The sequence below is a fragment of the Streptomyces sp. NPDC126510 genome (assembly GCF_040302345.1).
Lineage (GTDB): Bacteria > Actinomycetota > Actinomycetes > Streptomycetales > Streptomycetaceae > Streptomyces.
Genome location: NZ_JBEORR010000003.1, coordinates 143,286 through 165,134 on the forward strand (window position 1 = coordinate 143,286; position 21,849 = coordinate 165,134).

The following is a 21,849-nucleotide window of genomic DNA, read 5'->3' on the forward strand; positions in this document are numbered from 1 at the left end:
GTGCCTCCACATCGGCAGTGCGGCGTTTACCACACCTAGGGTGGCTTGCATGACGCCGCGAGATGCATCAGAGCCGAACGGAAGCCGTTGGTCCGACCTGGACCGTCCGCCCCTCAACATCACCGCCCTGCGCCGGGGCCTGGTGCGGCCGGGAGGGCTGTGGTCGGAGGTGGACGTGGTGCAGCGCACCGGCTCCACGAACTCCGATCTGGTGGCCCGGGCGGCGAAGGGAGAGGCCTCCGAGGGCGCGGCGCTGATCGCCGAGGAGCAGTCGGCCGGGCGCGGACGCCTGGACCGGCAGTGGACGGCACCGCCGAGGTCCGGTCTGTTCTTCTCCGTCCTGCTCACGCCGCGCGAGGTGCCGGTGGCGCGGTGGGGCTGGCTGCCGCTGCTCACAGGGGTGGCGGTGGCGGCGGGGCTGTCCCGGGCGGCGGGCGTGGACACGGCCCTGAAGTGGCCGAACGATCTGCTGGTCACGGTGGGGGAGGACGAGCGCAAGGCCGGCGGCATCCTGGCCGAGCGGGCCGGTGACGGCGGGGTCGTCATCGGCGTCGGCATCAACGTCTCGCTGAAGGACGACGAGCTGCCCGTGCCGACGGCGGGCTCCCTCGTGCTGGCCGGGGCGGTGAGCACGGACCGCGATCCGCTGCTTCGCGGGGTGCTGCGTTCCCTGGAGGACTGGTACGGCAAGTGGCGCGCGGCCGAGGGCGACCCGGGGGTATGCGGGTTGCAGGAGGCATATGCGGCGGGGTGCGCGACGCTCGGGCGGGTGGTGCGGGCGGAGTTGCCGGGGGATCGGGCGATCGTGGGGGAAGCGGTGGCCGTGGACGGGGACGGGCGGCTCGTACTGGCGACGGAGGAGGGGGTCCAGGAGCCTGTGGGGGCGGGAGACATCGTGCATCTGAGGCCGGCCTGAGCCGAGGCGGGGGCGGGATCGCGACCCGGCGGCGCGGGGTGCGGCTGCGCCCATCCGTGCCGCCCTGGGGGTCCCCCCTGCTCGAAGAGCTCGGGGGAGGCACGACTGGCCGCAGCTGAGTGTGCCGATCAGCATCGAGCCTGTCCGGCGATTGAGGACGAGGCCGATCAGGCCGAAGCGGGGGTCCAGGGGGCGGAGCCCTCTGGGGGCAGCGGCAGAAACCCCGAGTTCCTGTTCAACGCCCGGCACCTCACCCCCCCCGGCCGGACCTCACGGAGTGAGCTGGCGCACACCTGCCGTAGAGTTGAGGCCGGTCGATACATGACCGTGACAGATCGGAAGGGCAACACGCGTGACCGTCGACGACTCGGGTTCCGGCGAGGACGCGCAGGGCGCCGACTCCGGCGAGGATCCGCTCGCCCTGCGCCTCGAAGGGCTCATCCTGGGCGCCGAGCGCCGCTATACCCCGTTTCAGGCGGCCCGCAGCGCCGGTGTCTCCATGGAACTGGCCTCCCGCTTCTGGCGGGCCATGGGCTTCGCCGACATCGGCCAGGCCAAGGCCCTCACCGAGGCCGACGTCCTCGCGCTGCGGCGCCTGGCCGGTCTCGTCGAGGCGGGGCTGCTGAGCGAGGCCATGGCCGTACAGGTGGCCCGGTCGACGGGGCAGACCACCGCGCGGCTCGCCGAGTGGCAGATCGACTCCTTCCTGGAAGGGCTGACCGAGCCGCCCGAGCCGGGCATGACCCGCACCGAGGTGACGTACCCGATCGTCGAGCTGCTCCTGCCCGAGCTGGAGGAGTTCCTGGTCTACGTCTGGCGCCGCCAGCTCGCCGCATCGGCGGGGCGGGTCGTGCAGGCGGCCGACGACGAGGAGATGGTCGACCGGCGCCTGGCCGTCGGCTTCGCCGACCTGGTCGGGTTCACGCGGCTGACCCGCCGCATGGAGGAGGAGGAGCTCGGCGAGCTGGTCGAGGCCTTCGAGACCACGGCCGCCGACCTGGTGGCCGCGAACGGCGGCCGGCTGATCAAGACCCTCGGCGACGAGGTGCTCTACGCCGCGGACGACGCGGGCACGGCTGCCGAGATCGCCCTGCGGCTGATCGAGACCATGGCGCACGACGAGACGATGCCGGAGCTGCGCGTCGGCATGGCGTTCGGCACGGTGACCACCCGAATGGGTGATGTGTTCGGTACGACTGTGAACCTGGCCTCCCGGCTCACGTCGATAGCGCCGAAGGACGCCGTACTCGTGGACACCGCCTTCGCCGAGGAGCTGATCCGTACGCAGGACGCCCCGGCCTCGGAGGCGGAGGCGGCCGAGGAGGCCGTGGCGGCGGAGAAGGAGGGCGAGGAGCCCCCGGCGTATCGGTTCGGTCTGCAGCCGATGTGGCAGCGGCCGGTGCGTGGGCTGGGTGTCGTGGAGCCGTGGCTGCTCACGCGCCGGGACGGCGCGCCGTAGCGGCTCGTCGTCGGGAGCGTGTGCCCCCGTGGGCCGTCGTCGGCGGATCGGCGTGCCGCGGCCGGTTGCCGTCGTGCCCGGGGCCCGTTGTCGGCGGGTTGTCAGGGGAGGCCCGCCGGTGAGTCCACGCAGAGGCCGATGACCGGCACGCACAGGCCCGGGTCGTGCGGTTTCTCCGGCTCTTCGGGCTTGGGCGCCGGGGCCGGCGCGGTCCGGCTCGGTGGTGCGGACGGAGCATGGGTCGGGCGCTGGGCGTCGCCGTCCGGTGAGGCCGTCGGAGCCGGGTTGGGGCGGTTCGGCGTGTCGGGGATGGTCGTGGCGGCGGGGGCCGCGGTCGTGCCGGTCGCAGGGGCGCCGGTCGTAGCGGTGATGGCGCCGGTCGTCGTGCCCGGGGAGGGGCGTGCTCCCTGGGTGACCGGCGAGGGGGTCAGGCCGCCGAGGGCCGTGGGCGAGGAGGGGCTCGCGTCGGGGACGGCCGGGGAGGCCGCCACCGCCCCGGAGGCGTCGTCGGTGGCGGTGCCGACCGGATCGCGGCGGGGCTCGGCCTGGAGGGGGCCGGTGTCGGCGCCCGGGCCGGAGGTCAGGCGCAGGAGGCTCAGGGCGCCCGCGGCGAGGGCGAGGCCGCCGGCGGCGATCAGGACCCCCCGCGGGCGGGGCTTGCGATGGCGCCCTCGGACACGGGGGTGGAAGAAGCCGGTCTCGGCGGGGGCCGTCTCGCGGGGCGCGTGCAGCTCACGCCGGTGCGGTGCCGTGGCGGCATCGGTGGGCGCGGGCCGTTCGCTTCGGCGCGGTGGCGTGGCGGCCTCGTGCGGTGAGGCCTCGCTTCGGTGAGGTGCCCTGATGCCCTCACGAGGCGCGGGCGACTCACGACGATGCGGTGGCGGCGTGGCTTGACGGGGCGCGGGCTCGGGCCGGTGCGGTGCCGTGGCGGCTCTGATGGCCCCTCGCGGCCTCGTCGGCGTGTTCGTCTTCATCGCGGTCCCTCCCCGAAACGGTCCCTCCCCGCGGCACCTGCGCCCCCTGCGCGCCGTGGGGGAACGCACGCTATGCGCTCCCATGGGCGGTTGGGCCACAGTTGGGGTGATGTCACTCGAACGGGTGGACGGGGGGTGGTGGAAGCAGGGCGAGTCCGCCCTTTCGCGGGCCGGGTGCGGCTGCGATGATCGAACCGTCGACCTTGTTAACCCGCGTTAACCGGAGGGTGTCATGAGTGAGGAACGGTTCGGGGACTTCGTGCTGGTGCGGCGGCATGAGCAGGGGCATGTCGCGGAGCTCGTCCTCGACCGGCCCAAGGCCATGAACGCGGTGTCGACGGAGATGGCGCGGTCCATCGCCGGGGCCTGTGCGGCGCTGGGCGAGGACCGGGACGTACGGGCGGTCGTGCTGACCTCGACGCATGAGCGGGCCTTCTGTGTCGGAGCGGACCTGAAGGAGCGGAACTCCTTCAGCGACGCGGATCTGCTGCGGCAGCGGCCGGTGACGCGGGGGGCGTACACCGGTGTGCTGGAGCTGCCGGTGCCGACGGTGGCGGCGGTCCACGGGTTCGCCCTCGGCGGCGGATTCGAGCTGGCGCTGGCGTGCGACGTGATCGTGGCGGACCGGACGGCGGTGGTCGGGCTGCCGGAGGTGTCGGTCGGGGTGATCCCCGGCGGCGGGGGCACGCAGTTGCTGCCGCGGCGCGTCGGGGCGGCCCGGGCGGCCGAGCTGATCTTCTCCGCGCGGCGGGTGGAGGCCGTCGAGGCGGGCGAGTTGGGGCTGGTCGATCAGCTGGTCGAGGAGGGGCGGGACCGGGAGGAGGCGCTGACCCTGGCGGCACGGATCGCCGGGAACTCGCCGGTGGGCCTGCGGGCCGCGAAGCGGGCCTTGCGGCTCGGGCAGGGGCTGGACCTGAGGGCCGGGCTGGAGGTCGAGGACGCCGCGTGGCGGGCGACGGCCTTCTCGGGTGACCGGGCGGAGGGCGTCGCGGCCTTCAACGAGCGGCGCAAGCCGCAGTGGCCCGGGGAGTGAGCCGAGGGCCGGTTGCCCGGTGCACGACCCCGGGGTCTCGGCTTCGCTCCGGCAGGTGACAGCTCCGTGGCCGGGAATCGCCGGAGCCGCGGAGTCGCCCGGCGGCGCGACCGCCTACAGCACGGACGGCTCCCTTGTGAATGCTGCCCACCTCCTGTGAACCCCCGTCCTCCCCGTTCGCCCCGTCAAGAGAACGGTTTGGCTGAAAACTCCCTAGCCTGGAGTGATGGGTGAGGACAGACGGCTCGCGGCCGTCGTCGCGTTGGCTCAGGGGATGGCGGCCGCGCACGGGTCACGTGAGGCGTGGCGCGCGGCGGCCGCAGGGGCGCGCCGGGCGCTGGGCGGGAGTTTCGCCGCGCTGTCGGTGTGGGAGCGCGAGCTCGGGCGGCTGCGGGTCCTGGTGAACGTGGGCGAGCTGGCCGAGGGGGAGGAGGAGTTCCCGGAGGACGAGGCCTACCCGGTCCACCAGTTCGCGGAGATCACCGAGTTTCTGCACGAGCAGTGGGCCGGTGGCGGGGAGCCCGACGCGTGGGTGGAGACCGCCGAGGGGCCCGGCGCCGGACGGCCGGGGTACTGCCACCAGCGGGTCGCCGCCCTGCGCCGCCGCGGCCGCGGCTGCTGCGTGGTCGCGCCCATCGTGCTGCACGGGCGGGCCTGGGGCGAGCTGTATGTCGCCCGTCCGGCCGGTGAGGCCGTCTTCGGGCGGGCCGACGCCGACTTCGCCACCGTGCTGGCCTCGGTCGTGGCGGCCGGCCTCGCCCAGACCGAGCGGCTGGAGGAGGTCCGGCGGCTCGCCTTCACCGACTCCCTCACCGGACTCGCCAACCGGCGTGCCGTGGACGTACGCCTGGAGCAGGCGATCGAGCGGCACCGCCGGGACGACGCCGTGGTCAGTCTCGTCGTCTGCGATCTGAACGGGCTCAAGCGGGTCAACGACACCCATGGGCACGCCGCCGGCGACCGGCTCCTGGAGCGGTTCGGTTCGGTGCTGTCGCTGTGCGGGGCCATGTTGCCGGGGGCGCTGGCCGCGCGGCTGGGCGGGGACGAGTTCTGTCTGCTCGCGGTCGGGCCGCCCGCCGACCAGGTCGTGAAGGCGGCCAACGAACTGTGCCGCAGGGCTGCCGAGTTGGAGCTCGGGGACGGGGTGGCCTGCGGGGTCGCCTCCACCGAGGACCCGATCGGGCCGGTGCGCTCGGCCCGTCGACTGTTCCGGCTCGCCGACGCCGCCCAGTACCGGGCCAAGGCCGAGCGGGCGGTCAGGCCGGTCGTCGCGGGGCGGGCCGGGCCCGACGATCCCGTCCTGCGGCTCGCCGACGAGCCGTCCCAGGAGGCCGGCGGTGAACGCCGGCGGTTCCGGGGCCGACACGCGCCCTGACACCGCCCGCGCCCCGGCCCCGCCCGCTTCCCGACCCGCGCCCCGGTCCCGCCCGCTTCCCCGCGCCCCGGTCCCGCCCACGCCCCGCACCCGGCCGATCCCGACCGCACCGCCCGCCCCCGAGCCCGCCCACGCCCCGCACTCGGCCGATCCCGCCCGAGTCCCGCACGCGCCCCGATGCCTCGCGCGCCCTGCACCGGAACGCACTCCGTCTCCGGCCCCGGCGGTGTGACGCATTCGGTAAGGGGTGAACGCCGCCCCCAGTGGTGACATCATCGAATTCACTGCGTACGCTCCTGAATATGGATATGCACACTGTGGTGGTGGGGACGTCCGGGACGACGGCGTCCGACGTGCTCGCCGTGGCGCGCGGCGGCGCCCGCGTCGAGCTCTCCGAGGAGGCCGTGGCCGCCCTCGCCGCGGCCCGCGAGATCGTGGACGCGCTGGCGGCCAAGCCGGACCCCGTGTACGGCGTGAGCACCGGCTTCGGCGCCCTGGCGACCCGGCACATCAGCCCGGAGCTGCGCGCGCAGCTGCAGCGCAACATCGTCCGCTCGCACGCCGCCGGAATGGGCCCGGCCGTGGAGCGCGAAGTCGTCCGCGCCCTGATGTTCCTGCGGCTGAAGACCGTCTGCTCGGGGCACACCGGCGTACGCCCCGAGGTCGCGCAGACCATGGCCGACCTCCTCAACGCCGGGATCACCCCGGTCGTGCACGAGTACGGCTCCCTCGGCTGCTCCGGCGACCTCGCGCCGCTGTCCCACTGCGCCCTCGCGCTGATGGGCGAGGGCGACGCCGAGGGCCCCGACGGTGTCGTACGCCCGGCCGCCGAACTCCTCGCGGCGCACGGCATCCGGCCGGTCGAACTGCGTGAGAAGGAGGGCCTGGCCCTCCTCAACGGCACCGACGGCATGCTCGGCATGCTGGTGATGGCCCTGGCCGACCTGGACACGCTCTACCGGTCCGCCGACGTCACCGCCGCCCTGTCCATGGAGGCCCTGCTCGGCACCGACAAGGTCCTCGCCCCCGAGCTGCACGCCATCCGGCCGCACCCCGGCCAGGCCGCCAGCGCCGCCAACATGCTGGCCGTGCTGAAGGGCTCGGGTCTGACCGGGCACCACCAGGACGACGCCCCGCGCGTGCAGGACGCCTACTCGGTGCGCTGCGCCCCGCAGGTCGCCGGCGCAGGCCGGGACACCATGGCCCACGCCCGGCTGGTCGCCGACCGCGAGCTGGCGTCCGCCGTGGACAACCCCGTCGTCCTGCCCGACGGCCGGGTCGAGTCCAACGGCAACTTCCACGGGGCGCCCGTCGCCTACGTCCTGGACTTCCTGGCCGTCGCCGCCGCCGACCTCGGCTCGATCGCCGAGCGGCGCACCGACCGGCTGCTCGACAAGAACCGCAGCCACGGCCTGCCGCCGTTCCTCGCCGACGACGCCGGTGTGGACTCGGGCCTGATGATCGCTCAGTACACGCAGGCCGCGCTGGTGAGCGAGCTGAAGCGGCTCGCCGTACCGGCGTCGGCCGACTCGATCCCGTCCTCCGCCATGCAGGAGGACCACGTCTCGATGGGGTGGTCGGCGGCGCGCAAGCTGCGCACGGCCGTCGACAACCTCACGCGCGTGATCGCCATCGAGTTCTACGCCGCCGCGCGCGCGGTGGAGTTGCGCGAGGGGCTGACCCCGGCGCCCGCGACGCGGGCGGCCATCGACGCCGCACGGGAGGCAGGAGTCGAGGGGGCCGGACCGGACCGGTTCCTCGCGCCCGACCTCGCCGCGGCGGACGCGTTCGTGCGCGCCGGGCGGCTGCTGGCCGCGGTGGAGAAGGTCACCGGGCCGCTCCAGTAGGGCAACCGGGGCCCTGCTCTTGAGGCGGGGCCCCGCCTCAACGGCCGTCAGAAACCGAGGCGTTCCCGGCGTACCGAGTACACGACGAACCCGGCGCCCAGCGTCAGGCAGAAGGTCCCGCCGATCACGTACGGCGTGCTGTCGAAGGTGCCGGTGTCGGCGAGGCGCGCGCCGGTGACGGAGGCGTCGGCGGTCGTGGCCGCGATCCGGGCCTGCTCCGTGACCTGCGGCGACGGGCTCGTCGAGACCGCGTCTCTCACCGGGGAGTCCGGCGTCGCGTTCGCGGACGGGACGAACCACATGGCGCCCAGCAGGGACGCCGCGGCGGTGGCGGTCAGCAGCGGGCGGCGAGCGGATGACACGGAATATCGATCCCCTTGTGACGTCGGCGAATTGGCCGTGTGGGGCGATGTTAGTGAAAGTCGCGGGTCACGGGAAAGTCACGGGAGGACCTGGACGTACGCTCCCGCCATGAGCGCACCAGAGACATCACGATTTGTACGGCTTCGGGTGGAACTCGTTCTCGAGGTCGGCGACGCGGACGCGGTCACCAAGTCCGCGCTGCGCCGGATCGCGGGCGAGGAAGGGATGCCGGCGGCGGAGCGGGCCCACGCCGAGAGCGCTGTGACGGAAGACACGGCGGAGGCCCTCGCGTACCTCGTGGACCCGTTCGACCTGGTCAGCGAGGTGCCCGGGGTGGAGCTCCAGCAGGCCTCCTGGAGCAGTGAGCGGGTCGACTACGACCCCGAGTCGCCGGACTGGGACCTCGACGAGGATGATGGCGAGGACGGCGACGGCTGAACCGTCCGGGAACTCGTGACCCCGGGTGGCAACCGCCGCCCGGGGTTTTGGCGTCTCATGCGACGCACCGACCGCACCCGTATCGCCGGCACCGTCCGTCACGGACGTGGTGATCCCCACACCCGCGCGATCTGGGGAACCGGACGAGCCACCCGTAGCGTTGAGAGTTCCGGATGAGGACTCACGAGTCCCGGCGGGGGCACTCAGTGGTGACGGGGCACTGGTGGTGACGGGGACACTCGGGGTTTTGGGGAAATCGGCAACGATGGAGAAGCGTGTGATGACGGTCAGTAAGCGGCGCAAGGGCCTGACGGTCGCGTCCGCACTGCTCGGCGGAGTGCTGGTGCTCTCGGCTTGTTCGGGTGGCGACGACGACGCCTCCGGGGGCGGCGGCGACAGCTCCCAGTCGAAGGTCGACGAGGCTGCGGCGAAGAAGACCTCCGAGGCCCAGATCAAGATCACGCCCGAGGACGGCTCGGACAACGCCTCCATCAACAACTCCGCCGCCGTCACCGTGAGCAAGGGGACGCTCACGGACGTGAAGATGACGACGAACGAGGGCAACGAGGTCAGCGGCCAGATATCCGCGGACAAGAAGAGCTGGAAGCCCAGCACGCAGCTGGAGCGGTCCACCACCTACAAGCTGGCGGCCGAGGCGAAGGACTCCGACGGTCGCGTCGCCCATGAGAACGCCTCGTTCACCACGGTCTCCCCGGCCAACAGCTTCATCGGCAACTTCACGCCGGACGACGGCACCACCGTGGGCGTCGGCATGCCGGTGTCGATCAACTTCGACAAGGCGATCACCAACAAGGCCGCGGTCCAGAAGGGCATCAAGGTCAGCACGACCGGCGGCCAGGAGGTCGCCTGCCACTGGTTCAGCGCCAACCGCATGGACTGCAGGCCCGAGGACTACTGGAAGGAAGGCTCCACCGTCACGCTGAAGCTCGCGCTCGACGGTGTCGAGGGAGCCAAGGGCGTCTTCGGCGTCCAGCAGAAGACGGTCACCTTCAAGATCGGCCGCAACCAGGTCTCGTACGTCGACGCGAAGACCAAGCAGATGAAGATCACGCAGGACGGCAAGGTCGTCCGCAAGATCCCGATCTCCGCCGGCTCGCCCGAGAACAAGACCTACGAGGGCATCATGGTGATGTCCGAGAAGTTCAAGGAGACGCGCATGAACGGCGCGACCGTGGGCTTCACGGACGACGACGGCAAGGGCGAGTACGACATCAAGGACGTGCCGCACGCCATCCGCCTCTCCAGCTCCGGCACGTTCATCCACGGCAACTACTGGGGCGCGAAGTCCATCTTCGGCAGCGTGAACACCAGCCACGGCTGCGTCGGCCTCCAGGACGCCAAGGGCGCCAACGACCCGAACACCCCGGGCGCGTGGTTCTTCAAGAACTCGATGCTCGGTGACGTGGTGGTCGTCGAGAACACCGGCGACAAGACGGTCGCGCCGGACAACGGCCTCAACGGCTGGAACATGAGCTGGGCCGACTGGAAGGCCGGCTCGGCGGTCTGACGGCGCGTCGATTCTCACCGTTCGGCTGACGAAAGGCCGCCGCCCACCCCTCGTCCGGGGTGGGCGGTGGCCTTTCCGGCTGTTCTCATCCACCTCTTATGCGTGGCTCAAGCCCTCATCACAGACCGCCCCTAGCTTGCGGCCATGTTCTTCACCTATCTGAGGCGCGAGTTGCGCCGCCGCAGAAAGGCGGCCCTCGTCGTCGCCTCCGGACTGGCGCTGGGTATCGCGCTGGTCATCGTCGTGACGTCCATGTCCGCCGGTATGGGCAGGGCGCAGGACAAGGTCCTCCAGTCGCTGTACGGGCTCGGCACGGACATGACCGTCACCAAGGCCGCGGCACCCGCCGCGAGCAGCTCCGAGCGGCCGCGCTTCAAGTTCGACGCCCAGGACGACGGCTCGACCGGTGAGCAGAGCAGCGACCGCGTCATGGTGCGGGGTTTCGAGACGCTGGCGAGTTCGACCGTGGGCAAGGTCGACACGCAGAGCGGCGTCGCCGACGCCGTGGGCGGGCTGAGCCTCCAGGTCGTCAAGGTCAGCGGTGCGTTCACGCGGGGCCGGTTCGAGCAGGGCGGGAGCGGCGGTGAGCAGGGCCGCGGCCGGGGCGGGGCCCTGCCCTCGCCGCAGGGCCGGGTCCAGGGCGGTGGCGCCGACTTCGACGTCAACAACTACTCGGTCTACGGCACCGACGTCACCAAACCGGCCCTCGGCCCGCTGACCTCCTCGAAGATCACCAGCGGCCGTACGTTCACGACGGCCGAGACGGACGCGAAGGTCGCCGTCGCGGACTCGGCGTACGCCAAGGAGAAGAAGCTCAAGGCCGGCTCCACGGTCACCATCAAGGGCAGCACCTTCAAGGTGATCGGCATCGCCACGGCCGACAGCGGGGACGCGGCCGCGAACCTCTACGTCCCGCTGAAGCAGGCTCAGACGCTGGCCGGCGCCAAGGACGAGGTCACCACGATCTACGTCAAGGCCACCGATTCCCAGCGGATCGCCGGCGTCAAGTCGGAGATCCGGAAGAACATCCCGGGCACGACGGTCACCACCTCCGCCGACCTCGCCGACACCGTCTCCGGCTCCCTGTCCACGGCTTCCTCCCTCGCCGCGAGTGTCGGCAAGTGGCTCTCGATCGCGGTACTCGTGGCCGCGTTCCTCGTGGCGGGCCTGCTGACGTCCTCGGCGGTCTCCCGGCGGGTCCGCGAGTTCGGCACGCTCAAGGCGCTGGGCTGGAAGTCGAGCCGGGTGACCCGGCAGGTGGTCGGAGAGGCGGTCGTCAACGGCCTGGTGGGCGGAGCGCTGGGGATCGCGCTGGGACTGGCGGGAGCGTACGCCGTGACAGCCGTCAGTCCCACGCTGCAGGCGCAGTTGGGCGGGGGTGGGGCCGGTGGCGGCGGCTTCGGGGGCTTCAGAGGCGGTCCCGGCCGTGAGACGGCGGGGAGGACCCTCGACGTCGCCCTCACCGCACCGGTCGCCCTGACGACGATCGTGCTCGCGGTGGGCCTCGCCGTCGCGGGCGGCTTGATCGCCGGTGCTTTCGGAGGCTGGAGGGCTTCGCGACTCCGGCCCGCGGATGCACTACGCCGAGTCGAGTAGTGGCCCATCCAGGAGGCGGGGCCGTACCGATGCGCGGCTCCGCCGCGTGAGCGCGACCAGCCCCCACGACACGCACCCGAAAGACGATCCAGGAGCCCAGCCATGTACGAACTAAGAGCTGTCACCAAGCACTACACCCGTTCCAAAGACACCGTCCAAGCCCTCGACGGCATCGACCTCACCATCCCCGACGGCGACCGGCTGGTCATTCAAGGCCCCACCGGCGGCGGCAAATCCACCCTGCTTCAGATGCTCGGCGGCCTGGACCGCCCCACCTCCGGCCAAGTCGTCCTGGACGGCACCGATCTCGCCGCACTGCCGGAGGCGCGACTGACCCGGGTCAGGAGCGAAAGCATCGGCTTCGTCTTCCAGTCCTTCAACCTCATCCCGACGCTCACCGCGCAGGAAAACGTGGAGACCGCCCTCGTCCCCCTCGGCGTGAAACCGAAACAGCGGCGCGAACAAGCCGCCGAGGCACTGAAGTCGGTCGGCCTCGGCGAGCGCCTCGCCCATCTGCCCGGCGAAATGTCCGGCGGCCAGCAACAGCGCGTGGCCATCGCCCGGGCCCTGGTGAAACAGCCGAAGGTGCTCCTCGCCGACGAACCCACCGGAAATCTCGACGAATCCATGCGCGACGAGATCATGGACGTGCTCGAACGCATGTGGGAGGAGCTCGGTCTCACCTTCGTGATGGTCACCCACGACTCGGCGATAGCGCAGAAGGCACCGCGCCTGGCGACGATCCGCAAGGGCCGGATCACTGTCAAGGAGAACGCGCGTGCGTAACCACGCGACCCTGTAACGGAGTTCCGACGGCCGTGTAACAGTCGGCCGACGGATTTCTTACCTTCCTCTCATCTATTGAGCACCTGATCACCCCTCGGCATACTGCGTATTCCGGGGGGTGTACGTGCATGCGTACGAGACCACCCCCGGCCGGGTGAACGGGGAATTCGCCCGGTTCTTCTGCAAGGGGGAAACTTGCACAGACAAGTGAAAAGGGCATGCGCGGCCACGGTCGCCACAGCGGCCGCCGTGGCCCTGGCGGCGGGCATGACCAGCCCGGCGTCGGCCAACGGCGAACAGGCGGCAGCGGCCGCCAAGCCGGCGTCCCTGACCGCCAAGCACCGCATCACACTGATCACCGGCGACCGGGTCGTCCTGGACGCCAAGGGCCGTGTCATCGGCCTGGAGCACGCCAAGGGCCGTGAGAACGTACCCGCCCAGATCCGCAAGGTCGACGGCCACACCCTCGTCATCCCGGCCGACGCCGCACGCCTGGTCGCCACGGGCAAGCTCGACCAGCGGCTCTTCGACGTCACCGAGCTGAACAAGTCCGCGACGCGCAAGGCCCAGAAAAAGGGCCTGAAGGTCATCGTCGGCTACCAGGGCAGTGCCGCGGCCACCAAGGCCGACGTGCGTGACGCCGGCACCCTGAGCCGCACGCTGAAGACCGTGAACGCGGACGCGGTGCAGACACCGCAGAAGGACACCCCCGAACTCTGGGATGCGGTCACCAACGGCGAGAAGACCGCCGCCGGGATCGCGCACGTCTGGCTCGACGGCGTCCGCAAGGCCAGCCTCGACAAGTCCGTCCCGCAGATCGGCGCGCCCAAGGCGTGGTCGGCGGGCTTCGACGGCAAGGGCGTCAAGATCGCCGTCCTGGACACCGGTGTCGACGCCACCCACGACGACCTCAAGGGGCAGGTGATCGGCGCCAAGAACTTCACCACCACGCCCGACACCTCCGACAAGGTCGGCCACGGTACGCACGTCGCCTCCATCGCGGCCGGCACCGGCAAGAAGTCCGGCGGCAAGTACAAGGGCGTCGCGCCCGGCGCGAAGATCCTCAACGGCAAGGTCCTCGACGACGGCGGCTTCGGCAGCGACTCCGAGATCGTCGCCGGCATGGAGTGGGCAGCCGCCGAGGGCGCCGACGTCATCAACATGAGCCTGGGCGGCGGCGACACGCCCGCCGTCGACCCGATGGAAGCGGCGGTGAACAAGCTCTCCGAGGAGAAGGGCGTCCTGTTCGCCATCGCGGCCGGCAACGAGGGCGACTTCGGCGAGCAGACCATCGGCTCCCCGGGCAGCGCCGCCGCGGCCCTGACCGTCGGCGCGGTCGACGACAAGGACAAGCTCGCCGACTTCTCCAGCCGCGGCCCCGGCATGGACGGCGCCCTCAAGCCCGACGTGACCGCGCCCGGCGTGGACATCACCGCGGCCTCCGCCCCGGGCAACCAGATAGCCCAGGAGGTCGGCGAGAAGCCGGCCGGTTACATGACGATCTCCGGTACGTCGATGGCGACCCCGCATGTGGCGGGCGCGGCGGCCATCCTCAAGCAGCAGCACCCGGACTGGAAGTACGCCGAGTTGAAGGGCGCCCTCACCGGCTCCACCAAGGGCGGCAAGTACACCCCGTTCCAGCAGGGTTCGGGCCGGATCCAGGTCGACAAGGCCATCACGCAGTCCGTGATCGCCGATCCCGCCTCGGTGAGCTTCGGTGTGCAGCAGTGGCCGCACACCGACGACAAGCCGGTCACCAAGGAGCTGACGTACCGCAACCTCGGTACGAAGGACGTCACGCTGAAGCTCGCGTCGACGGCCACCAACCCGAAGGGCCAGGCCGTCCCGGCCGGCTTCTTCAAGCTCGGCGCCACCTCGGTGACGGTCCCGGCCGGCGGCAAGGCCTCCGTGCCGTTCACCGTCGACACCAAGCTGGGCGGCACGGTCGACGGCGCGTACTCGGCGTACGTGACGGCGACGGGCGACGGCCAGACCGTCCGCACGGCGGCGGCGGTGCAGCGCGAGGTCGAGTCGTACGACGTGACGCTGAAGTTCCTCGACCGTGACGGCAAGGCGGCGAAGAACTACAGCGCCGACCTGACCGGCATCGCCGGCCTGGGCAAGGGCAAGGAGGCCATGCCGTACGACGAGGACGGCACGGTCACCGCCCGCCTTCCCAAGGGCACCTACATCCTCAACACGAGCGTCTTCGTGGGCGACGACCCGCAGACGTTCGAGGGTGTCGACTGGCTCGCCCAGCCCAAGCTGAACCTCACCAAGAACACGACGGTCACGCTGGACGCCCGCAAGGCCAAGCCGGTGGACATCACCGTCCCGGCCACGGGCGTCACGTCGGAGTTCGCCTCGGCCGACTACACGGTGGAGACCGATGACACCAGCTACGGCTTCGGCTGGTGGCTGGACTCCTACGACAAGTTCCGCAGCGCCCACGTCGGCCCGCAGATCACCGACGGTTCGGTGACCCAGCAGTGGGACGGCCACTGGTCCAAGGGCGACAAGGAGGAGTACGACGTCATCGCCGGCGGCCCGGTCAAGCAGCTCGCCACCGGTTTCACCAAGCACTACAAGGCGAGCGAGCTCGCCACGGTGAAGGCCGGCCTCGGCGCCTCGGCGAGCGGCAAGAAGGGCGCGATCAACGCGGTGGGCTGGATGCCGTGGAGCTCCAGCGCCTCCTCGATCGGCATCCCGCAGACCCTGCCCGGGACCCGGACGCTGCACCTGTCCGCCCAGGGCGGCGTGCGGTGGCAGCTCGAGTTCAACCAGGCCGGCGGCGTGGACGCGGACGGCTTCCCGGTCGACGAGGCCGCCTACGAGATGGGCACGCACAAGTTCGCCGCCGGCAAGAGCTACTCCAAGACCGTCAACACGGCCGTCTTCGGTCCGCGCCTGACCGGCGACTTCGGGGTCATCCGTGAGGGCAACCAGATCTACGGTTCCCTGCCGCTGTTCGCCGACGGCAAGGGCAACGTGGGCTACTCGAAGTTCTCCGCGGTGAACACGACCCTCTACCGCAACGGCACCAAGGTCGGCAGCAACGACGACCCGCTGTTCGGCGAGAAGCAGTTCAAGGTCCCGGCCGGTGACGCCGAGTACAAGCTGACGACGTCGGTCAAGCGCAGCGTCAAGGTCGCGGCGGCCTCCACCCGTGTCGACGCGAGCTGGACGTTCCGCTCGAAGAAGGCCGACTCCATCACCAAGCTGCCCGTCTCCACGGCCCGCTTCCTCGCGACCACGGATCTGGGCAGCAAGGCCCCGGCCGACAAGACCGTCAAGGTCCCGGTCACCGTCGAGGGCGCGGCCAAGGGCAGCAACCTGAAGTCGCTGTCGGTGTACGTCTCGTACGACTACGGCAAGACCTGGAAGAAGCTCACCGTCAAGGACGGCAAGGTGAGCGTCAAGAACCCGGCGAAGGGCAAGGGCATCTCCTTCCACGCCAAGATCGCCGACAAGAAGGGCAACAAGTCGACGATCTCGATCTACAACGCGTACTACGGCAAGTAGCACGCGTGGCAAGCAAGCAGTGACGCAGGCGCGTTGACGGCCCGCCGGGAGCTTCGGCTTCCGGCGGGCCCGTCTCGTCAGTAGGGTCCTCGCATGACCGCCGCAGTGACCGCCATGATCACCGCCGTGGTGGGCGTCCTCGGCACGCTCTTCGCGCCGGTGCTCGGCCAGCGGCTCTCCGCCCGGCAGCGGGACGAGGAGACCCGGGCCGAGGAGCGGCGGCGGCGCTTCGAGGAGCGCAGGGACGCGTACACGGCGATGAACAGGGCCTCACGTCAGTTCCACACGCTGTTGAAGGACGCCCTGCACCGCCTCCGCGACGGGGTGTACGGCGATGCCGAGCGCGACCAGCTCGAAGAGACCCGGCGCGACTACCGGGACCGGTACGCCGAGGCCCAGATGATCGTGCCGGAGCGCATCCTCGATGCCTCACGGTCCGTGAACGAGGTCCTCGCGGGCATCGACGCCGCGGTCAAGCGGCTCGACCGGGGCGTGGCCCGGGACGGCGAAAGCGCGCAGGCGGCTCTTCGCGAGCTGAAGGAGGCCGAGCCGAGGCTGTCCGCGATGCGGAGGCTGATGCGGGAGGACCTCGGCGTACCGGACTGAGACGTCGGCCCGCTCACTCCGACGGCGTCGAAGCCCTGGCCCCGGAGCGGGTCGCGTCCGCCCCCCAGCTCGCCAGCAGCCGCAGAGCCTCCGCCGACGGGGTGTCCGGGTCCGCGTGGTAGGTGACCAGGGACTGCTCCGCGTCGTCGACCAGGCGGAACGTCTCGAAGGAGAGGGTCATGTCGCCGACCAGGGGGTGGCGCATGCGCTTGACGCCGTAGCTCTTCTCCTTGACGTTGTGGGCGGCCCACAGGCGGCGGAAGTCCTCGCTCTTCACCGACAGTTCACCCACCAGCGCCGACAGCCGCGGGTCGTCCGGGTGGCAGCCCGCGTCCATGCGCAGGTAGCCGACCATGTCCGCCGCCTTCTGCTCCCACTCCAGGTACAACTCGCGGTACTCCGGCCGCAGGAACACCATCCGCGCCCAGTTCCGCTCCTGGGCCGGCACCTCCGACCAGTCGCCGAAGAGGGCCGACGCCATCCGGTTCCAGGCCAGGATGTCGGAGCGGCGTCCGACGATGTACGCCGGGACGCTCTCGATCGAGTCCAGCAGATGCCGCAGCGTGGGCCGCACCTGCTGGTTGCGTGCCACCGGCTTCTTCTTGTGCTGCTTCGGCTTCGCCAGATGCGTCAGGTGCGCGTGCTCGGCGTCGCTCAGCCGCAGGGCGCGCGCGATCGCGTCCAGCACCTCTGCCGAGACGTTGCGGCCGTTGCCCTGCTCCAGCCGCGTGTAGTACGCCACGGACACCCCGGCCAGTTGCGCGAGCTCCTCGCGGCGCAGCCCGGGCACCCGCCGCCGTCCGAAGTCGGGCAGCCCCACGTCCTCGGGCTTCAGCCGGGCCCGCCGGGTGCGCAGGAACTCGCTGAGCTCGGCACGCCGGTCCAGGCCGCCACCGGCCGTCTGTGCGGGTTCGGGCTGTTCGTCCATGCGTTCCAGTATTCACGGTCGTACGCACACGAGCCTGACCCCGCCAGTGGTACGCACCGTGTGCGTACGCAAAACCGTGGTCTGGGTGAGCAGGCTCGAATCGGGCACGCTGGTGATCGTGCCCGGCCAGAAGATCCAGAAGGCAGCCGGGCACACAACCCCCGCAAGGAGAACCCCCGGCATGACCACTGTTGCTGCGTACGCCGCTCCCGCTCCCAAGGCTCCGCTGGAGCGCACCACCATCGAGCGCCGCGAGGTCCGCGAGTTCGACGTCCTGATCGACATCAAGTTCGCCGGCATCTGCCACTCCGACATCCACCAGGCCCAGGAGGGCTGGGGTGAGGCGATCTTCCCGATGGTCCCCGGCCACGAGATAGCCGGTGTCGTCTCCGCGGTCGGCCCGGGCGTCACGAAGTTCGCCGTCGGTGACCGTGTGGGCGTCGGCTGCATGGTCGACTCCTGCCGCGAGTGCGAGAACTGCAAGGACGGACGCGAGCAGTACTGCGTCAAGGGCAACGTCCCGACGTACAACGGAATCGGCCACGACGGCGAGCCCACCTACGGCGGCTACGCGCAGAACGTCGTCGTCGACGAGAACTTCGTCGTCCGCATCCCCGACGGCCTCTCCCTCGACGTCGCCGCGCCGCTGCTGTGCGCCGGCATCACCCTCTACTCCCCGCTCCGCCGCTTCGGCGCCGGCCCCGGCAGGAAGGTCGCGATCGTCGGCCTGGGCGGCCTCGGCCACATGGGCGTCAAGATCGCCCACGCGCTCGGCGCCGAGGTGACCGTGCTGTCGCAGTCCCTGCGCAAGCAGGAGGACGGCCTGCGGCTGGGCGCGGACCACTACTACGCGACCAGCGACCCGAAGACCTTCGAGGAGCTGGCCGGCACGTTCGACCTGATCGTGTCCACGGTGTCCGCCCCGCTGGACTTCAACGCCTACCTGTCCCTGCTGAAGACCGAGGGCACGCTGGCCAACGTCGGCGCCCCCGAGGAGCCCGTCTCCCTCAACCTCTTCTCGGTGATCGGCGGCGGCAAGACCCTCGCCGGTTCCATGATCGGCGGTATCGCCGAGACGCAGGAGATGCTGGACTTCTGCGCCGAGCACGGCCTCGGCGCCGAGATCGAGCTGATCCGCGGCGACCAGATCAACGAGGCGTACGAGCGGGTCCAGGCCAGCGACGTGCGCTACCGGTTCGTGATCGACACGGCGACGATCTGACCTCGGACCCGGTGTGCGGCAGCCCTGAGGGCCCCGGCCGTGTGCCGGGGCCCTCAGGGCTTTCCTGATGCACGGCGGGCCGCACGCGGGGTACCCGTGGGGGAGTGCACCGCAGGGGTTCGCCGGGTACGTCAGGGGAGGCCCGTCATGACCGTGCAGCTGAACCACACCATCGTCGTCGCCCACGACAAGCGCGCATCGGCCCGGTTTCTGGCCGGGCTCCTGGGGCTCGACGTGAGCCCGCCCTACGGGCCTTTCCTCCCGGTCGAGATCCCCAACGGGGTGACGCTCGACTTCATGGACAGCCCCGGCGCCATCACGCCGCAGCACTACGCCTTCCTCGTCTCGGAGGACGAGTTCGACGAGATCTTCGGCCGCATCCAGGAGGCCGGCCTGACCTACTGGGCGGACCCGTTCCACAGCCGCCCCGGGGAGATCAACCACAACGACGGCGGTCGCGGGGCCTACTTCGACGACCCCGACGGCCACCGCCTGGAGATCATCACGAGGCCCTACGGCAGCGGCGGCTGAACCGCCCGCAGCCCGCCCCCGCCCCCGCTCGTCACATCGTCGCGGCCCCGCCCGTCATACCGGCGAAGGCGACACACCCGGCAGCGCCGACGGAGCGCTGACGAAGCTGACGAAGAGCTGGGGAGCAGTCATGACATCACCGATCCTGGTCACCGGTGGCACGGGCACCCTCGGAGCCCACGTCGTCCCGCTGCTGCGCGCGTCCGGCCACGACGTGCGGATCCTCACCCGGAGCGCCCGACCCGCCGCGGACGGCGTCGAGTACGTCACCGGGGACCTGCTGAAGGGCGACGGCGTCGAGGCCGCCGTCCAGGGTGCCGAGACGGTGCTGCACCTGGCCGGTGGCCCCAAGGGCGACGACCAGGCGACCCGCACTCTGGTGGCAGCCGCGGCCCGGGCCGGCGTACGGCACCTGGTCTACGTCTCGGTCATCGGCGCCGACCGGATCCCGCTGGCCTGGATGCGGACGAAGCTGGAGTCGGAGCGGGCTGTCGCCGAGTCGGGCATCCCGTGGACGACCCTGCGCGCGGCCCAGTTCCACGACCTCACGCTGACCATGGTCGAGAAGATGGCGAAGCTGCCGGTCTTCCCGGTCCCCGGTGGCCTCCGGCTCCAGCCGGTCGACTCCCGCGAGGTCGCCGCCCGCCTCGCGGAGCTGACCCTCGGCGCCCCCTCCGGCCTGGTCCCGGATCTGGCCGGGCCGCACCTGTACGACCTCGCCGCCCTGGCCCGCCCCTACCTCTGCCTGCGCGGCAGGCGCCGCCCGATGCTGCCGGTGCGCGTCCCCGGGAAGGCGGGGCGCGCGTACCGGGCGGGGGAGAACCTGGCGCCGGCGGGGGCGGAGGCGGGGAAGCGGACGTGGGAGGAGTTCCTGGCGGAGAGGCTGGGCTAGGGCGCTTCCCCTGGGCCCGGCCCTACCCGGCGTCCGGCCGGTCCTGGTCCTCGAAGGTCCACACCGCCCGCGACCCCGGGCCGACCACGAGGGCCGAGTGGCCGATCCGTTCCACGTGCCGGTACGACACCGGGTGGTTCAGCGCCATCTCGACCTGCTTGAGGCCCACTCGGTCCAGGGGCACCGAGTCGAACCGGATCGTGGTGCCGCCGCCCTTCGCGAGGACGCCCCCGTCCGGCAGGGACCGGACCGCGAAACCGCCGGCCTTCAGCAGCGGCACCGTTGCGGCGAGGTCGCGTGCGGTCACCGCGAGCCGGATTCCGGTCACGTCCCGCATCAGGTGGTCGCGGTAGGCGTCGGACAGGTAGCGCTCCCGGCCCACGTCACCCGGGTGGGAGGCGGGCTCGGTGTTGCCGCGCGGGTCGGCGAAGTACTCGGGCCGGTACTCCATGGCCCAGGCGCCGAAGAGGTCGTACTCGCCGGTGGTGAGGACGGCGTCGAACCAGGGCACGGGGACGCCGTCGCCGAAGTCGCGCGTCTGCGGGAACTCGACCGGGTCGCTGATCCCGGCCTTCCGCAGCCGCTCGACCACCGGGGGCAGGTCGCCGGCGTGCTCGGTGGACAGGCCCAGGCCGGTGGAGCCGAGCGTGCCGTCCTTGCCCGGTACATCGCCCACTCCGAACAGCTCGAAGTAGGTCTCGCGCCCCATCAGATAGCGGCCGGTCCAGGTCTGCCCACCGGAGCCGGTCGTGGTGCGGACCTGGAAGTTCGCGAAGTCCCGCAGGTAGGAGGAGTGCTCGATGGCGTCCGCGGTCTGCCGGTCGAACACGCCGTAGGCGTGGTTGTAGAACAGCAGTTGCCGCCCGTCCGAGGCCCCGTTCCCCTGTGCCCGTGCCGTGCTCACGCCACCCTGGACCGCCCCCGCGAGGGCCAGAGCGACGACCATGATCAGCTGTAACGCTCGTCTGAGAACCATGCGAGGGAGCGTAGGGCGGGAAGGAACGGTTCCGCTGTGGATGGATCCCTTTGCGGGTCAGGCCTTGGTCAATGGGTCCGCCGGTGGCGGTGATGCCGCCGGTGACGCCGGTGCGGGCTCCTGCCCGCCTTGGTCGAGTCGGAACGGCGGGTACTGGTCCGTCAGCAGCGTGACGTAGGCCGTCACCCGGGCCGCCCAGCGGGCGAGGCCGATCAGGAAGTCGAAGAGGGGCCGCGGGTAGCGGGCGGTGAAGAGCAGGATGACGACGGCGACCAGGGAGAGGAAGGGCAGTAGCCCGCCGCCCCGCCAGTCGTCCCCGCCCCAGCCGCCCCCGACGAACATCGCGACCACGATGTACTGCGGGATCGCCAGCAGCCACCACTTCACCAGGACCAGTCCGCGCGACATCCGCTCGGGATACGCGACGTCGAAGCGCGCCGGGTAGTCGGGCACGTCGGCGAGGGTGAAGGGCGGGTACCGGTCGGTGCCGAGCGCGGTGTGCGCGTAGTAGCCGACCCGCCAGTTCCAGCGCAGCACGCCGACGCTGAAGTCGAAGAGGGGCCGCGGGTAGCGGGCGGTGAACAGGATGGCGAAGAAGGCGATCACGGTCACGACGGTGAACGCGAACCACAGGAACACCAGCACGATGTAGTGCGGGATGGCGAGCAGCCATTTCACCAGCCACATCCACCGGGACAGGCGGGGATCGACGGACGCCTCCAGACGCACGGGTGACGCGGCGACAGCAATCATGGGGCGGGGCTCCTCTCGCCTGCAGACTCGCAAGCGAGGAGGAGCCCCGCGACCCGAGCTGGGCCGTTCGCGCGTCGGTGCGGTCGGGCACCCCAGGGCGGCCG

General features: G+C 71.3%; 19 protein-coding genes. 14 read left to right on the forward strand and 5 right to left on the reverse strand.

Going from position 1 to position 21,849, the window contains the following annotated elements; all coding sequences use genetic code 11:
• Positions 1-49: 49 nt before the first annotated feature.
• Positions 50-916: a biotin--[acetyl-CoA-carboxylase] ligase gene (locus ABTX60_RS04610; protein WP_352095591.1), complete on the forward strand. Its 867-nt coding sequence runs from the start codon at positions 50-52 to the stop codon at positions 914-916.
• A 352-nt stretch (positions 917-1,268) separates the two neighbouring features.
• Positions 1,269-2,375, forward strand: coding sequence for an adenylate/guanylate cyclase domain-containing protein (locus ABTX60_RS04615; RefSeq protein ID WP_352095592.1), 1,107 nt, complete (start codon positions 1,269-1,271; stop codon positions 2,373-2,375).
• A 101-nt stretch (positions 2,376-2,476) separates the two neighbouring features.
• Here the strand turns inward: ABTX60_RS04615 and ABTX60_RS04620 are convergent, their stop codons facing one another.
• Positions 2,477-3,349: a hypothetical protein gene (locus ABTX60_RS04620; RefSeq protein ID WP_352095593.1), complete on the reverse strand. Its 873-nt coding sequence runs from the start codon at positions 3,347-3,349 to the stop codon at positions 2,477-2,479.
• A 232-nt stretch (positions 3,350-3,581) separates the two neighbouring features.
• Here ABTX60_RS04620 and ABTX60_RS04625 point away from each other — a divergent pair, with 232 nt between their 5' ends.
• The 3 genes from ABTX60_RS04625 (at position 3,582) to hutH (ending at position 7,604) form a co-directional block, all read left to right on the forward strand.
• Positions 3,582-4,382: an enoyl-CoA hydratase/isomerase family protein gene (locus ABTX60_RS04625; RefSeq protein WP_352095594.1), complete on the forward strand. Its 801-nt coding sequence runs from the start codon at positions 3,582-3,584 to the stop codon at positions 4,380-4,382.
• Positions 4,383-4,608: 226 nt separating this feature from the next.
• Positions 4,609-5,757: a GGDEF domain-containing protein gene (locus tag ABTX60_RS04630; RefSeq protein ID WP_352095595.1), complete on the forward strand. Its 1,149-nt coding sequence runs from the start codon at positions 4,609-4,611 to the stop codon at positions 5,755-5,757.
• Between the two features lie 308 nt (positions 5,758-6,065).
• Positions 6,066-7,604 carry a histidine ammonia-lyase gene (hutH, locus tag ABTX60_RS04635; RefSeq protein ID WP_352095806.1) on the forward strand — a complete coding sequence of 513 codons (1,539 nt, stop codon included), beginning with the start codon at positions 6,066-6,068 and terminating at the stop codon, positions 7,602-7,604.
• Between the two features lie 47 nt (positions 7,605-7,651).
• Here hutH and ABTX60_RS04640 read toward each other — a convergent pair whose 3' ends face one another.
• Positions 7,652-7,966, reverse strand: coding sequence for a hypothetical protein (locus ABTX60_RS04640; protein ID WP_352095596.1), 315 nt, complete (start codon positions 7,964-7,966; stop codon positions 7,652-7,654).
• A gap of 109 nt (positions 7,967-8,075) precedes the next feature.
• Between ABTX60_RS04640 and ABTX60_RS04645 the strand changes: the two genes are divergently transcribed.
• The 6 genes from ABTX60_RS04645 (at position 8,076) to ABTX60_RS04670 (ending at position 16,443) form a co-directional block, all read left to right on the forward strand.
• Positions 8,076-8,405: a hypothetical protein gene (locus ABTX60_RS04645; protein ID WP_352095597.1), complete on the forward strand. Its 330-nt coding sequence runs from the start codon at positions 8,076-8,078 to the stop codon at positions 8,403-8,405.
• A gap of 280 nt (positions 8,406-8,685) precedes the next feature.
• Entirely contained in the window at positions 8,686-9,933 is a 1,248-nt protein-coding gene (locus ABTX60_RS04650) for a L,D-transpeptidase (protein ID WP_352095598.1), read from the forward strand.
• Positions 9,934-10,077: 144 nt separating this feature from the next.
• Complete coding sequence (locus ABTX60_RS04655; RefSeq protein WP_352095599.1) at positions 10,078-11,529, forward strand: ABC transporter permease; 1,452 nt, start codon at positions 10,078-10,080, stop codon at positions 11,527-11,529.
• A gap of 102 nt (positions 11,530-11,631) precedes the next feature.
• Positions 11,632-12,315 carry an ABC transporter ATP-binding protein gene (locus ABTX60_RS04660; protein ID WP_352095600.1) on the forward strand — a complete coding sequence of 228 codons (684 nt, stop codon included), beginning with the start codon at positions 11,632-11,634 and terminating at the stop codon, positions 12,313-12,315.
• A 267-nt stretch (positions 12,316-12,582) separates the two neighbouring features.
• Positions 12,583-15,837 carry a S8 family serine peptidase gene (locus ABTX60_RS04665; protein ID WP_502992279.1) on the forward strand — a complete coding sequence of 1,085 codons (3,255 nt, stop codon included), beginning with the start codon at positions 12,583-12,585 and terminating at the stop codon, positions 15,835-15,837.
• Positions 15,838-15,930: 93 nt separating this feature from the next.
• Positions 15,931-16,443 carry a hypothetical protein gene (locus ABTX60_RS04670; RefSeq protein WP_352095601.1) on the forward strand — a complete coding sequence of 171 codons (513 nt, stop codon included), beginning with the start codon at positions 15,931-15,933 and terminating at the stop codon, positions 16,441-16,443.
• Between the two features lie 13 nt (positions 16,444-16,456).
• Here ABTX60_RS04670 and ABTX60_RS04675 read toward each other — a convergent pair whose 3' ends face one another.
• Positions 16,457-17,371, reverse strand: coding sequence for a helix-turn-helix domain-containing protein (locus ABTX60_RS04675; RefSeq protein WP_352095602.1), 915 nt, complete (start codon positions 17,369-17,371; stop codon positions 16,457-16,459).
• 181 nt (positions 17,372-17,552) lie between these two features.
• Here ABTX60_RS04675 and ABTX60_RS04680 point away from each other — a divergent pair, with 181 nt between their 5' ends.
• From ABTX60_RS04680 to ABTX60_RS04690, 3 genes are all read left to right on the forward strand, one after another.
• Positions 17,553-18,593 (forward strand): NAD(P)-dependent alcohol dehydrogenase, encoded by a 1,041-nt coding sequence (locus ABTX60_RS04680; RefSeq protein ID WP_352095603.1) that lies wholly within the window; start codon positions 17,553-17,555, stop codon positions 18,591-18,593.
• Positions 18,594-18,740: 147 nt separating this feature from the next.
• Positions 18,741-19,124, forward strand: coding sequence for a VOC family protein (locus ABTX60_RS04685; protein ID WP_352095604.1), 384 nt, complete (start codon positions 18,741-18,743; stop codon positions 19,122-19,124).
• Between the two features lie 130 nt (positions 19,125-19,254).
• Positions 19,255-20,016, forward strand: coding sequence for an SDR family oxidoreductase (locus ABTX60_RS04690; RefSeq protein ID WP_352095605.1), 762 nt, complete (start codon positions 19,255-19,257; stop codon positions 20,014-20,016).
• A 22-nt stretch (positions 20,017-20,038) separates the two neighbouring features.
• On the opposite strand, the gene ABTX60_RS04695 is transcribed toward ABTX60_RS04690, so the two are convergent.
• Complete coding sequence (locus ABTX60_RS04695) at positions 20,039-20,968, reverse strand: DUF5829 family protein (protein ID WP_352095808.1); 930 nt, start codon at positions 20,966-20,968, stop codon at positions 20,039-20,041.
• A gap of 81 nt (positions 20,969-21,049) precedes the next feature.
• Entirely contained in the window at positions 21,050-21,745 is a 696-nt protein-coding gene (locus ABTX60_RS04700) for a DUF4389 domain-containing protein (protein WP_352095606.1), read from the reverse strand.
• Between the last annotated feature and the right edge of the window lie 104 nt (positions 21,746-21,849).